This is a genomic window from Noviherbaspirillum humi (genome assembly GCF_900188095.1).
Taxonomy (GTDB): Bacteria; Pseudomonadota; Gammaproteobacteria; order Burkholderiales; family Burkholderiaceae_D; genus Noviherbaspirillum; species Noviherbaspirillum humi.
Genome location: NZ_FZOT01000001.1, coordinates 221,378 through 233,832, shown reverse-complemented (window position 1 = coordinate 233,832; position 12,455 = coordinate 221,378). Strand labels below are relative to the sequence as shown.

Annotated in this window: 12 protein-coding genes and 1 riboswitch; of the genes, 8 read left to right on the top strand and 4 right to left on the bottom strand. The window is 68.1% G+C overall.

The annotated features are described in order from the left end of the window. The first annotated feature begins 25 nt into the window (after window positions 1–25). The 8 genes from CHB88_RS01150 (at window position 26) to CHB88_RS01115 (ending at window position 8,940) form a co-directional block, all read left to right on the top strand. Window positions 26–607 carry a glycosyl transferase gene (locus CHB88_RS01150; protein ID WP_342745479.1) on the top strand — a complete coding sequence of 194 codons (582 nt, stop codon included), beginning with the start codon at window positions 26–28 and terminating at the stop codon, window positions 605–607. Then, the gene (locus CHB88_RS01145) at window positions 604–1,137 is read left to right on the top strand and encodes a glycosyltransferase (RefSeq protein ID WP_089397453.1); all 534 of its coding nucleotides are present in this window, start codon (window positions 604–606) and stop codon (window positions 1,135–1,137) included. The genes CHB88_RS01150 and CHB88_RS01145 overlap by 4 nt, the downstream gene beginning before the upstream one ends. 127 nt (window positions 1,138–1,264) lie before the next feature. Beyond that, window positions 1,265–2,110, top strand: a complete 846-nt coding sequence (locus CHB88_RS01140) for an NAD-dependent protein deacetylase (RefSeq protein ID WP_089397452.1) — start codon at window positions 1,265–1,267, stop codon at window positions 2,108–2,110. 45 nt (window positions 2,111–2,155) lie between these two features. Beyond that, a riboswitch (yybP-ykoY riboswitch) is annotated at window positions 2,156–2,268 on the top strand. Between the two features lie 85 nt (window positions 2,269–2,353). Beyond that, window positions 2,354–2,929: a TMEM165/GDT1 family protein gene (locus tag CHB88_RS01135; protein WP_089397451.1), complete on the top strand. Its 576-nt coding sequence runs from the start codon at window positions 2,354–2,356 to the stop codon at window positions 2,927–2,929. Window positions 2,930–3,230: 301 nt separating this feature from the next. Continuing rightward, complete coding sequence (locus CHB88_RS01130; RefSeq protein WP_089397450.1) at window positions 3,231–6,359, top strand: response regulator; 3,129 nt, start codon at window positions 3,231–3,233, stop codon at window positions 6,357–6,359. A 33-nt stretch (window positions 6,360–6,392) separates the two neighbouring features. Beyond that, entirely contained in the window at window positions 6,393–7,208 is an 816-nt protein-coding gene (locus tag CHB88_RS01125) for a CheR family methyltransferase (RefSeq protein ID WP_089397449.1), read from the top strand. Continuing rightward, window positions 7,205–7,816: a chemotaxis protein CheB gene (locus tag CHB88_RS01120; RefSeq protein ID WP_089397448.1), complete on the top strand. Its 612-nt coding sequence runs from the start codon at window positions 7,205–7,207 to the stop codon at window positions 7,814–7,816. Before CHB88_RS01125 ends, CHB88_RS01120 begins: the two co-directional genes overlap by 4 nt. After that, a complete protein-coding gene (locus tag CHB88_RS01115) occupies window positions 7,813–8,940 on the top strand; it encodes a hybrid sensor histidine kinase/response regulator (RefSeq protein ID WP_089397447.1) in 1,128 nt (375 codons plus the stop codon). Before CHB88_RS01120 ends, CHB88_RS01115 begins: the two co-directional genes overlap by 4 nt. A 10-nt stretch (window positions 8,941–8,950) precedes the next feature. Here CHB88_RS01115 and CHB88_RS01110 read toward each other — a convergent pair whose 3' ends face one another. From CHB88_RS01110 to CHB88_RS01095, 4 genes are all read right to left on the bottom strand, one after another. Continuing rightward, window positions 8,951–9,262, bottom strand: a complete 312-nt coding sequence (locus CHB88_RS01110; protein ID WP_089397446.1) for a cupin domain-containing protein — start codon at window positions 9,260–9,262, stop codon at window positions 8,951–8,953. 123 nt (window positions 9,263–9,385) lie between these two features. Further along, window positions 9,386–10,435, bottom strand: coding sequence for a VWA domain-containing protein (locus tag CHB88_RS01105; protein WP_089397445.1), 1,050 nt, complete (start codon window positions 10,433–10,435; stop codon window positions 9,386–9,388). Continuing rightward, window positions 10,432–11,445, bottom strand: coding sequence for a DUF58 domain-containing protein (locus tag CHB88_RS01100; RefSeq protein WP_089397444.1), 1,014 nt, complete (start codon window positions 11,443–11,445; stop codon window positions 10,432–10,434). Before CHB88_RS01100 ends, CHB88_RS01105 begins: the two co-directional genes overlap by 4 nt. After that, a complete protein-coding gene (locus tag CHB88_RS01095; protein WP_089397443.1) occupies window positions 11,417–12,439 on the bottom strand; it encodes an AAA family ATPase in 1,023 nt (340 codons plus the stop codon). The genes CHB88_RS01100 and CHB88_RS01095 overlap by 29 nt, the downstream gene beginning before the upstream one ends. Window positions 12,440–12,455 lie beyond the last annotated feature (16 nt).

The window sequence follows — 12,455 nt, the reverse complement described above, 5'->3', positions numbered from 1 at the left end:
CAGCCCGCGCCGCCCTAGCCCCGCGCTGCCCGCAGCGGCAGCCGATTCCCGACCCGGCAAAACAACCGTCCGCCGCGAGCGGACCGGGCCGCCTTTTGCCCGCGCTTTCCCGCTTTTTCGCCCCCAACCAGCCCTAATCAGGAGGATCAGCATGACCCGCTCACAGACGAGAATACTCGCGGTCGCTTCAGGCGGCGGCCACTGGGTGCAGCTGCTGCGGCTGCGCCCCGCCTTCGAGCAGCACCAGGTCACCTACATGACCACCAGCGCCGCCTATGCCAGGGATGTCGGCACCGGCCTGGTGACGGTGACCGACGCCAACCTGAAGGAAAAATCCCGCCTGGCGCGCATGTTCCTGCAGGTGTTCCTGCACATCGTGCGATTGCGGCCGAACGTGGTCATCTCCACCGGCGCGGCGCCGGGATTCGCCGCCATCCTGTTCGGCCGCCTGGTGGGCGCCCGAACGATCTGGATCGACAGCATCGCCAACTCGGAGAAGCTGTCGGTATCGGGCCGCTTCGCGCGCCACTTCGCCAATCTCTGGCTCACCCAGTGGCCGCACCTGGCGCGCCCGGAAGGCCCGGAGTACTGGGGAGGCGTCCTATGATCTTCCTGACCGTGGGCACGCAGCTGCCCTTCGACCGGCTGGTGGCGGCGGTGGACGACTGGGCGGCGCTCAATCCGGAGGTGGAGCTGTTCGGCCAGATTGGCGCCGGCGACTACAAGCCGCTGCATTTCCGCCATGCCGACTACCTCACCCCGGAAGCCGCCGACAACCACTTCCGCCGTGCCAGCCTGATCGTGTCGCATGCCGGCATGGGCTCCATCCTGACGGCGCTGAAGTACCGCAAGTCCATCCTCATGCTGCCGCGCCGCGCGGCGCTCGGCGAACACCGCAACGATCACCAGCTGGCGACGGCGAAGTGGCTGGGCCAGCGCCCCGGCATCGTGGTGGCGGAAGAAACGGCGGATGTGGGGCGGCTGCTGGATCGGCGCGAAAGCTTCGGCGGCGGCGACGCCATCGGCGACTTCGCCGAGACCGGATTGATCCTGCGGCTGCAGGATTTCGTCTCGATGCGGCGCGAACCCGGCGTCGAGCCTTCGGCCCGCGGCGACGCCGCCAAGGACGCCGGCTGAACGGGCGGCGCGCGCCGGCGTCAGGCGGCACCGGGACCAAGCTGCTAGACTGATGCGCTGTCCGCCCCGCTCCCGCAGCCGGGCGACCCGTTCCATAAGTGCCCGCAACAGTCCGCGCCTACGCCTCATGAATGCCCTTGCCGCCCCGGCAGACCTGTCCCGCCTCGCCGATTTCGCGCAACGCCACCCCGGCCTGCTGCTGCTCACGGGCGCCGGCGTCAGCACCGCGTCCGGCATTCCCGACTACCGCGACCGCGATGGCGTGCGCCGCGGCCGCGCGCCGATCCAGGGGCCCGACTTCATCGCCCAGGAAGCCGTGCGCAAGCGCTACTGGGCGCGCAGCATGGTCGGCTGGCCGCGCCTGGCGCAGGCGCAGCCGAATGCAGCCCACCGCGCCATCGCCGAACTGGAAGCGCGCGGATGGATATCGGCGGTGGTGACACAGAACGTGGATGGCCTGCATGGCCGCGCCGGCAGCCGCCGGCTGACCGAGCTGCATGGCAACATCCACTGGATCGGCTGCAGCGCCTGCGGCAGCCGCTTCGAGCGAGCGCGCATGCAAGTCTGGCTGGAACAGGCCAATCCGCATCTGGCCGGCGCCGCCGCGCTGCCGGCGCCGGATGGCGATGCCCATCTCGAACCGGAACTGCTGGACGACTTCCGCGTGCCGGCTTGCCCGCACTGCGACGGCCTGCTCAAGCCGGACGTGGTGTTCTTCGGCGACGGCGTGCCGGCCATTCGCGCCGAACAGGCGCGCCTGGCGATGGAGGCGGCCGATGCGCTGCTGGTCGCCGGTTCCTCGCTGATGGTGCTGTCAAGCTTCCGTCTTTGCCGCATGGCGGCGGAGCAGGGCAAGCCCATCGTCGCCGTCAACTTCGGCAAGACCCGGGCCGACGACCTGCTGAACTTCAAGGTGGATGCGCCGGCGGAGCAGGCGCTGCCCTGGCTGGCCGGTCAGCTCGGCAAGCGCTGAGCGGGCGGGAACCGCTTTCCAATCGCAGCCTCATCGGGTAAGATGCGCGTCGTCATTGGGGAGTAGCCGCCCCGCGCCATCGCGGGGGCTTGCGTCAACACACTTGGCCGGTCGCGGTCATGGCGCAAGCGGTTCCGATGCCCGCCACCGGCGGGCATGGCTTGGCAAGACCTTTGACCATGTCGCCTCCGCTTGGGCCGGAGGGGCGCATGGTCATCGGTTCTATCCGGCCCGGAGCATACCTTGGAAGCTTTCCTCATCTCCACCGGCATCGTGGCGCTCGCCGAAATCGGCGACAAGACCCAGCTGCTGGCCTTCATCCTCGCCGCCAAATTCCGCAAGCCGGTGCCCATCATCCTCGGCATCCTCGTTGCCACGCTGTTCAACCACGGCCTCGCCGGCGCGCTCGGCGCCTGGATCACCTCCCTGATGCAGCCGCAAACCCTGCGCTGGGTGCTGGGCCTGTCCTTCATCGGCATGGCGGCCTGGACGCTGATCCCCGACAAGTTCGACGTGGATGACGCGAAGCTGGCCCATGCCGGCATCTTCACCACCACCCTGATCGCCTTCTTCCTCGCCGAGATGGGCGACAAGACCCAGGTGGCAACGGTGGCGCTGGCGGCGCAATACCACGCCTTCCTCGCCGTGGTGGCCGGCACCACCGCCGGCATGATGATCGCCAACGTCCCGGCGGTGCTGCTCGGCGGCCGGCTGGCGCACCGCATGCCGGTGAAGCTGGTGCACGGCATCGCCGCCGGCATCTTCGCCGTGCTGGGCGTGATGACTCTGCTCGGGGCCGGCAAGTCGCTCGGCCTGTAAGCCGCCGGCCCGGGAACGCGCATGATCAATATGTCATGCAGGACATGTTTTCCGGAACTCCTGGAGCCAGCGCCGTTCCAAGGGTGAAATTACAATAGCGGGCACGACAACGATACGGAGACCCGCATGCCCTTGCCGATCCACCGTCCGCAGGCGCGGCGCCCGATGCCCGCCGTGCCGGCGCCTGAACGGCGGACGGCTTGACCATTCTGGCCTCGGACACCGGGGCTGCGACTTACAATCGGCACAGCACACCCCGCCGGCAATCCGCCCGCGCTGCTGGCCTTCCCAAATCCCATCCATGTTCTTCAGAGACAAAGACGCCATCTTCGTATATGCGCTGATCGCCGGCATCAGCGCCCTGGTATTCGCCATCGACTGGGTCACGCCGCTCGGCGTCGCCGTCTGGGTGTTCTACATCGTGCCGGTGGTGCTGTGCATGATGCAGCCCTATGCGCGTCTGCCCTTCATCGTCGGCCTGATCCAGACGGTGCTGGTGATCATCGGCCTGTTCGTGTCGCCGCCGGGAAGTACCAGTTTCACCGTCGGCGCGGTCAACCGCCTGTTCGGCGTCACGTCGATCTTCATCGTCGCCGCTCTGGTGCGCTCCGTGATCATCGAACGTCTGCGCGCCGCCCACCTGCTGTGGCTGGAACAGGGCCGCACCGAAGTGACCCGCAGCCTCATGGGCGAGGACGACATCGACACCCTCGGTGCCAACCTGATGCGCAGCGCGGCCCATTATCTCGACGCCCAGGTCGGCATGCTCCATGTGGCCGATGGCAACCGATTGATGCCGGCAGCCGGCTATGCGCTCGATCCGCTGCCCGATGCCGGCCAGGCGCTGCGCATCGGCCAGGGCCTGGCCGGGCAGGCGGCGCGCGAGACCGACGTCCAGGTAGTGGGCGACCTGCCGCCGGGCTACCTGCGCATCAGCTCCGGCACCGGCGCGGCCCAGCCGCAGGCGCTGCTGCTGGCGCCGCTGCGGGCGGAAGGCCGGGTCGTCGGCGTGCTGGAGCTGGGCTTCGCCCGCGGCGCGGCGCAACTGGAGCGGGAGAAGGCCCTGCTCGGCCTGGTGAGCGACAAGATCGGCGTCGCCCTGCGCTCCGCCCAGTACCGCAACAACCTGCGGCAGCTGCTGGCGGAGACCCAGCGCCAGAGCGAGCAGCTGCAGAGCCAGCAGGAAGAGCTGCGCGTGACCAACGAGGAGCTGCAGGAACAGGGCCGGGCGCTGCAGGAGTCGCAGTCGCAGCTCGAGATCCAGCAAAGCGAACTTGAGCAGTCCAACGTGCAGCTGGAAGAACGCACCCAGATGCTGGAGCAGCAGAAGCAGGATTTGCTGACGGCGCAGGCCAGGCTGGAAGCCAATGCGATCGAGCTGGAGCGCGCCAACCGCTACAAGTCGGAGTTCCTGGCCAACATGTCGCATGAGCTGCGCACGCCGCTCAACAGCTCGCTGATCCTGTCGCAGATGCTGGCCGACAACAAGCCCGGCAACCTCAACGATGACCAGGTGCGCTATGCCCGCACCATCCATTCCGCCAACCAGGACCTGCTGGCGCTGATCAACGACATCCTGGACCTGTCGAAGATCGAAGCCGGCCAGATCGACATCCAGCCGGAGCCGGTGTCGGTGGCCAGCGTGCTCGACCAGCTGCGCCAGATCTTCGAGCCGGTGGCGCGGCAGAAGCGCCTCGCCTTCCGTGCCGAAGCCGCTTCCGACGTGCCGCGCAATATCGTCACCGACAGCCAGCGCCTGCAGCAGGTGCTGAAGAACCTGCTGTCCAATGCCTTCAAGTTCACCGAACATGGCGAGGTGGCGCTGCAAGTGTCGCTGCTGCCGAGCGGCCGTTTGAATTTCGCGGTGCGCGACACCGGCATCGGCATCCCGGCGCACCAGCAGGAAGTGATCTTCGAAGCCTTCCGCCAGGCCGACGGCAGCACCAGCCGGACCTACGGCGGCACCGGCCTCGGCCTGTCGATCTCGCGCCAGCTGGCGCGGCTGCTGGGCGGCGGCATACGCGTCGAGAGCAGCACGGGCCTGGGCAGCACCTTCAGCCTGGAGATTCCGGCGCAGCTCGACCCGGCGATCATCCAGCTGCCGGCCACGCTGGCGCCGCTGCCGGCGCCGGCACCTGCACCAGTACCTGCACCGGCGCCCGCGATGGCGTTCGCGGCCGCATCGAGCGCCACCCAGCTGGCGCCGGCGCCCGCCGCCTCGCCGGTGATGGACGACCGCGCCGAGCGGCGCCATGAGCGCCTGATCCTGGTGGTGGAAGACGATCTCAACTTCGCCGACGTGCTGTGCGACCTGGCGCACGAAATGGGCTTCGACTGCCTGCATGCGCTCAACGGCAACGAGGCGGTGCGGCTGGCGCGCGAATCCCGCCCCGACGCCATCCTGCTCGACGTCGGCCTGCCGGACCAGTCCGGGCTGTCGGTGCTGGAGAAGCTCAAGCGCGATCCGGCCACCCGGCACCTGCCGGTGCATGTGATCTCCGCCGGCGACTACGCGCAGAGCGCGCTGGAGCTGGGCGCGGTCGGCTATGCGCTCAAGCCGGTGGCGCGCGATGAGCTGGTGGATGCCATCGGCAAGCTGGAGCAGCGGCTGCAAAGCCGGGTGCGCCATCTGCTGATCGTGGAAGACAATGCCAGCATGCGCGAGAGCCTGGCGGCGATGCTGGCCGCCGACGACGTGCAGATCACCATCGCCGGCACCGTGGCCGAGGCGCTGCAGCATCTCTCGGCCATGACCTTCGACTGCATGGTGATGGACCTGGTGCTGCCCGACGGCACCGGCTACGACCTGCTGGAGAACATCGCGCAGAGCGGCCGGCATGCGTTCCCGCCGGTGATCGTCTACACCGGCCGCCTGCTGACGCGGGAAGAGGAGCAGAAGCTGCGCCGCTATTCGCGCTCCATCATCATCAAGGGCGCCCGTTCGCCGGAGCGCTTGCTGGACGAGGTGACGCTGTTCCTGCACAAGGTGGAATCGTCGCTGCCGGCCGACCAGCAGAAGCTGCTGAAGCAGGCGCGCCAGCGCGAGGCGATCTTCGAGAACCGGCGCATCCTGGTGGCGGAGGATGACGTGCGCAACGTGTTCGCGCTCTCCAGCATCTTCGAGCCGCTCGGCGCGACGCTGGTGATCACCCGCAACGGCCGCGAGGCGCTGGACAGGCTGAAGCAGGAAGACGGCGCCATCGACCTGGTGCTGATGGACCTGATGATGCCGGAGATGGATGGCCTGACCGCCATCCGCGAGATCCGCAAGCTGCCGGCCTTCGCCAAGCTGCCCGTCATCGCGCTGACGGCGAAGGCGATGCCGGACGACCGCAGGAGCTGCCTCGACGCCGGCGCCAACGACTACATCGCCAAGCCGATCGATGTCGACCAGCTGGTATCGCTGTGCCGGGTGTGGATGCCGAAGTAAGATGCACGGAAGAGGGAACGGACAAGGCCATCGATGGAACCGGTTTTCGACATAGAACTGAAGCTGCTGCTGGAGGCGGTCTACCTGCGCTACCAGCACGACTTCCGCCAGTACACCGTCGCCTCGCTGCGGCGGCGCATGCAGCAGGCGATGGACAAGTTCGACTGCAGGACGCTGTCCCAGCTGCAGGACAAGGTGCTGCACGAGCCGGAAGTGTTCTCGCAGATGCTGCAGTACTTCACCGTGCAGGTGAGCGAGATGTTCCGCGATCCGGAGTACTTCCGCGCGCTGCGGGAGCATGTGCTGCCGGTGCTGCGCACCTACCCCTCGCTCAAGATCTGGGTGGCCGGCTGCAGCACCGGCGAGGAAGTCTGGTCGCTCGCCATCCTGCTGGCCGAGGAAGAGCTGCTGGAGCGCACCCTGATCTACGCCACCGACATCAACCCGGAAGCGCTCAAGGCGGCCGAAGCCGGCATCTATCCGCTGGAGCGCATCCCGCAGTTCACCCTCAATTACCAGCGCGCCGGCGGCCGCAAGTCGCTCTCCGAGTACTACAGCGCCGCCTATGACGGCGTGCGCTTCCAGCCGGCGCTCAAGCGACAGATCGTGTTCGCCGACCACAGCCTGGCCACCGACGGCGTGTTCTCGGAAGTGCAGCTCGTCTCCTGCCGCAATGTACTGATCTACTTCAACCGCGAACTGCAGGACCGGGCGCTCGGGCTGTTCCACGAGGCGCTGGTGCATCGCGGCTTTTTGGGCATCGGGCCGAAGGAAAACCTGCGCTATTCGGCGCATGCGCATCAATTCCGGGCCATCGCCCCGATGGAAAAGATCTACCAGCGCCTATGACGACCACAACCATGGCGCGCGACTTCGACGCGGTGGTGATCGGCGCCTCCGCCGGCGGCGTGGATGCGCTGACCCAGCTGGCGCATGCGCTGCCGGCCCGCTTCGGCAAGCCGGTGATGGTCGTGATGCACCTGCCGCCGGGCCGGGACAGCCTGTTGCCGGCGCTGATGGCGCGGCGCTGTCCGCTGCGGGTGAAGGAGGCGGAAGACAAGGAGCCGCTGCAGCCGGACACCGTCTATCTGGCGGTGCCGGACTACCACTTGCTGGTGGAGCCGGACCGGCGGCTGGCGCTGTCGCGCGACGAGCCGGTGCAGTATTCGCGGCCGTCGATCGACCTGCTGTTCGAGTCGGCGGCGCTGGCCTATGGCGAGCGGCTGCTGGCCATCGTGCTCACCGGCGCCAACAACGACGGCAGCGCCGGCCTGCAGACGGTGCGCCGCTTCGGCGGCACCGCCTGGGTGCAGGACCCGCGGCAGGCGCAGGCCAGCCTGATGCCGGCATCGGCCATCGCCGAAGCCGGCGCCGACGCCGTGCTGACACTGGAACAAATCGCGGAGGGTCTGGGCGGGCACGCCCATCCGCAGAAAAAAGGGAGAGGCACAACATGAATGATGCCGCGAAAGACGCCGTGAACATCCTGGTGGTGGACGACGTGCCGCAGAACCTGGTGGCGATGGAGGCCTTGCTGGCCCGCTCCGGCATCCGCGTGCTGAAGGCCGCTTCCGGCCTGGAAGCGCTGGAGATCCTGCTGGTGGAGGAAGTGGCGCTGGCACTGGTGGACGTGCAGATGCCGCAGATGGATGGCTTCGAGCTGGCCGAGCTCATCCGCGGTAACGGCCGCACCCGCGCGGTGCCGCTGATCTTCCTCACCGCCGCCATCCACGACCCGCACCGCATCTTCCACGGCTACCAGGCCGGCGCGGTGGACTTCCTGCTCAAGCCCTTCGATCCGGCGGTCCTGCGCAGCAAGGTGGAAGTGTTCGTGGAAATGTACGCGCAGAAGAAGCAGATCTCGCGGCAGCTGGAGGAATTGCGCGAGGCGCTGCGGCTCAACGAAATGTTCACCGCGGTGCTCGGCCATGACCTGCGCAATCCGCTGGCGGCGGTGCTCAACGGCACCGAGCTGATCCGCCGCATCACCGACCAGCCCAAGGTGCTGGCCACCGCCAACCGCATCCAGTCCAGCGCACAGCGCATGGAGGGCCTGATCAATCAGCTCCTGGACGTGGCCCGCATCCGCGCCGGCCGGCTGGAACTGCATCTGGCCGCCAACGATTACGGCCGGCTGTGCCAGCGCATCGCCGAAGAACTGGAGCCGGCCGACCAGCCGCCGCGCATCCGCATCGAGGTGGAGGGCGATCCGAACGCGCAATTCGACGCCGACCGCATGGCACAGGTATTTTCCAACCTGATGGGCAACGCCTTCCAGCACGGCGACGCGGCGGCCGGGGTGCAGGTGGGCATCGACGGCCGCGAGGCGGCCTCGGTCAGCATCCGCATCAACAACCGGGGCACGATTCCGCCGGCGGTGCTGGACAACATGTTCGAGCCTTTCCGCTCCGGCGAGCGCGCCCAGCATGATGCCGCCGGGCTCGGCCTCGGGCTCTACATCGTGAAGCAGTTCGTCGATGCCCACGGCGGCCGGCTGAGCGTAAGTTCCGAGCAGGCGCGGGGCACCACCTTCGAAATCAGCATGCCGCGCCGGCCGCGGCCGGCGCTGGCGGCCGCATGAAACGACAGGGTCAGATGAATTCGATCGGCTTGCTGGTGGAGACCAGGATCAGCGCATCTTCCAGCGCCTGCACGTCGTGCACCTCGCCGCCTTCGGTGTAGATGAAATCGCCCTTTACCAGGACATGGCCGCCGATGTCGACCCGGCCTTCCAGCACCAGCACCTCTTCCTCGGCGCCGTGGCGGTGGGCGCCGGAAGTCGTGCCGGCCGCCAGCCGCACCAGGTAGGTCCGGCCGCCCGCAGGATGATCGCGGTAGACGGCGCGCGACACCCCTTCCCTGGCCGGCACCCAGTCCAGTTCACTGGCTTTCTTGCTCCACATGGGACCTCCTCGAATACGGCCATCTTGCGCGAACGCCCGATGGCGCGGAGTCGGCAGGAGAGGCATGCGGGCCGAACGGCCCGCTGCGGACGAGAAGGGCGGCTTCGGCGCCTGACCAGGCGCTCACACCACCCGGTTGAACCACAGCAGCGAAAGTCCCGCCGCCGCGATGGCGAACAGCGCGCCCACCAGCGCGAACAGGCCGGAGATCTCGGTCTCGCGCTTTTCCATCACCAGGCGCGAGCTGAGCGTCTGGTAGACCTTCTTCAATTCCTCGGCGGTGCCGGCGTAGAAATAGGTGCCCTGGGTGGCGCCGGACACCTGCTTCAGGGTGTCCTCGTCCAGCCGCACCCGCATCGACCAGCCTTCGAAACCGATGGTCTCGCCTTCCACCGTGCCGATGCCGACGGTGTAGACGCGCACGCCGCGTTCGGCCGCCATGCGCGCCGCTTCCATGGTGTCGATGCCGGTGGTCTGCTGGCCATCGGTGAGCAGGATGATGGCGAATGAATTGTTGGAGCCGGGCGGCACCGGGCGGAAATCGTTCTTCGGATCCTTGTTCCTGCCGCGCGCGCCGAGCGGCTGGGCGCGCGCGTCGGGCCGTTCGTAGGTCATGTCGCTGAGGTCGATGCCGGCCTCCGGAAACAGCGTCGCCAGCGACAGCACCAGGCCGCTGCCGATGGCGGTGCCGCGCTGCAGCTGGAAGCGGTCGATGGCGGCGTACAGATCGTCGTGCGACAGGGTCGGCGGCTGCACCACGGCGGCGGTGCCGGCGAAGGCGACGATGCCGACCTTGACCTTCGACGGCAGTTCCTCGATGAAGGCCTTGGCCGCGTTCTGCGCCGCCACCAGCCGGTTCGGCTGCACGTCGGTGGCGCGCATGCTGCCGGACACGTCCATCGCCAGCATGATGGTCTGCTGCTGCGAGGGCAGGGTGATGACCGCGGTCGGCCGGCTCGCCGCCAGCAGCATGGCGGTGATGCCGAACAGCAGCAGCGCCGGCGGCACATGCCGCTTCCAGCGCGACTGGCCGTTCATCGCCTGCTTCACCAGGCCGAGGCTGGCGTAGCGCACCGCCAGCTTCTTGCGGCGCTTGAGCATCCAGAGATAAAGCCAGATCAGGCCGGGCAACAGCGGCAGCAGCCAGAACATTTCGGGCCAGAGGAATTTCATGCCGACTCCTGGGATACGGGAAGCAGATGACGAGCGAACTTGCCGCGCGGGCCGCTCAGGCCGCCGCCCTGGCTGCGCAGGCGCTGCTTGCGCAGCTCGACGAAGCGCAGCAGCGATTCGAACAGGTCGTCATCGGTGGACAGTTCCAGCGCGTCGACGCCGGCCGAGGCCAGGCCTTGCAGCAGCATGGCTTCGCGCTCGTCGGCCAGCCGCGTCAGGCGGTTGCGGAAGGCGGGGTCGTGGGTGTCGACCAGCAGCTGCTCGCCGCTTTCGGCGTCTTCCAGCGTCAGCAGGCCGAGGTCGGGCAGGTCGCGTTCGAGCGGATCGGACAGGTGCACCGCCAGCACCTCATGCCGGCGCGCCAGCCAGGCCAGCGCCTTTTCCCAGCCGGGTTCGCTGATGAAGTCGGAAACGACGAACACCGTCGAGCGGCGCTTGAGCAGGTTGCCGGCCGACTGCAGCAGATCGAGCAGCCGGGTTTCGCCGTGCGGCGTGGACTCCGGCCGGTGGTTGATCTGCTCCAGCATGAACAGCACATGGCGCCGGCTGGTGCCGGGCGGGATGACGCGCTCGACGCCGGCGCCGTAGATCACCGCGCCGACGCGGTTGCCGTGCTTGCTCAGCAGGCGCGCCAGCGCCGCCACGAAGCCGGCCGACAGGTTGCGCTTGCGGACGTCGCCGGAGCCGAAGTCGAGCGAAGCCGACAGGTCGAGCAGGAACCAGGCGGTCATCTCCCGGTCCTCGGTGAACTGCCGGATGTACGGCGACTGCATGCGGGCGGTGACGTTCCAGTCGATGTGGCGCACGTCGTCGCCGTGCTGGTATTCGCGCAGGTCGGCCAGGTCCAGCCCGGTGCCGCGCATCAGGGTGCGGTAGTCGCCCTGCAGCAGGCCGTCGAGCCGGCGCAGTACCGTCCACTCGACGTGGCGCAGCAGCTGTTCAGGCCTGGGCGACTGGGCAGGCCTAAGCGACTGAGCAGGCTTAGGCGACCGGGGCGGCGGGCTGGGCATGGGTGGCGAGCGGCTTGTCCGGCACCGCGGTCTTGGAAAGAATGTGGCCGACGATCTGGTCGGAGCTCACGCCTTCGGACATGGCTTCGTAAGTCGGCACCACCCGATGCCGCAGCACGTCGGCGGCGATGTCGGTCATGTCCTGCGCCAGGGCATAGCGGCGGCCGCGCAGCAGCGCCATGGCGCGCGCGCCTTCCACCAGGCCGATGGTGGCGCGCGGGCTGGCGCCGAATTCGATGAAGCGGGCCAGGTCGTTCATCCCATGCTTGGCCGGAGTGCGGGTGGCGGAGACCAGCTTCACCGCATACTGGATCAGCGCCGGATCGACATACACCTGCCGGCACTCCTGCTGCAGCGCGTAGAGCTGCTCGGTGGTGGCCACCGGCATGACGTCGATCGCCGGGCCGGTGATGCGCTCCACGATCACATACTCTTCCTGGTCGGTCGGGTAATCGACCAGCACCTTCATCATGAAGCGGTCGACCTGGGCTTCCGGCAGCGGATAGGTGCCCTCGGTCTCGATCGGGTTCTGGGTGGCCATGACGAGGAAGGGCTCCGGCACCTTGTGCGTCTGGCCGGCGATGGTCACCTGCCGCTCCTGCATGACCTCCAGCAGCGCGCTCTGCACCTTGGCCGGCGCGCGGTTGATTTCGTCGGCCAGCAGCAGGTGGGCGAACACCGGGCCGAGCGAGGTGGCGAAGTCGCCGGTCTTCTGGTTGTAGACCCGCGTGCCGACCAGGTCCGCCGGCACCAGGTCGGGCGTGAACTGGATGCGCTTGAAGGAGCCGCGGATGGTCTGCGCCAGCGTCTTCACCGTCAGCGTCTTGGCCAGGCCGGGCACGCCTTCCACCAGCAGGTGGCCCTGGGCCAGCATGGCCACCAGCACCCGCTCCAGGAAGCGGTCCTGGCCGACCACCACCCGCTTCACCTCATACAGGATGCGCTCCATCAGCGCGGCGACATCGGTCCTGCCATTCACGTCCTGGGCGTCCATACTATCCTTTGCGAAA

Coding starts and splice junctions, on each gene's coding strand:
- CHB88_RS01145 (WP_089397453.1), top strand. CDS start 604: ATGATCTTCCTGACCGTGGGCACGCAGCTGCCCTTCGACCGGCTGGTG.
- CHB88_RS01140 (WP_089397452.1), top strand. CDS start 1,265: ATGAATGCCCTTGCCGCCCCGGCAGACCTGTCCCGCCTCGCCGATTTC.
- CHB88_RS01130 (WP_089397450.1), top strand. CDS start 3,231: ATGTTCTTCAGAGACAAAGACGCCATCTTCGTATATGCGCTGATCGCC.
- CHB88_RS01125 (WP_089397449.1), top strand. CDS start 6,393: ATGGAACCGGTTTTCGACATAGAACTGAAGCTGCTGCTGGAGGCGGTC.
- CHB88_RS01120 (WP_089397448.1), top strand. CDS start 7,205: ATGACGACCACAACCATGGCGCGCGACTTCGACGCGGTGGTGATCGGC.
- CHB88_RS01115 (WP_089397447.1), top strand. CDS start 7,813: ATGAATGATGCCGCGAAAGACGCCGTGAACATCCTGGTGGTGGACGAC.
- CHB88_RS01110 (WP_089397446.1), bottom strand. CDS start 9,262: ATGTGGAGCAAGAAAGCCAGTGAACTGGACTGGGTGCCGGCCAGGGAA.
- CHB88_RS01105 (WP_089397445.1), bottom strand. CDS start 10,435: ATGAAATTCCTCTGGCCCGAAATGTTCTGGCTGCTGCCGCTGTTGCCC.
- CHB88_RS01100 (WP_089397444.1), bottom strand. CDS start 11,445: ATGCCCAGCCCGCCGCCCCGGTCGCCTAAGCCTGCTCAGTCGCTTAGG.
- CHB88_RS01095 (WP_089397443.1), bottom strand. CDS start 12,439: ATGGACGCCCAGGACGTGAATGGCAGGACCGATGTCGCCGCGCTGATG.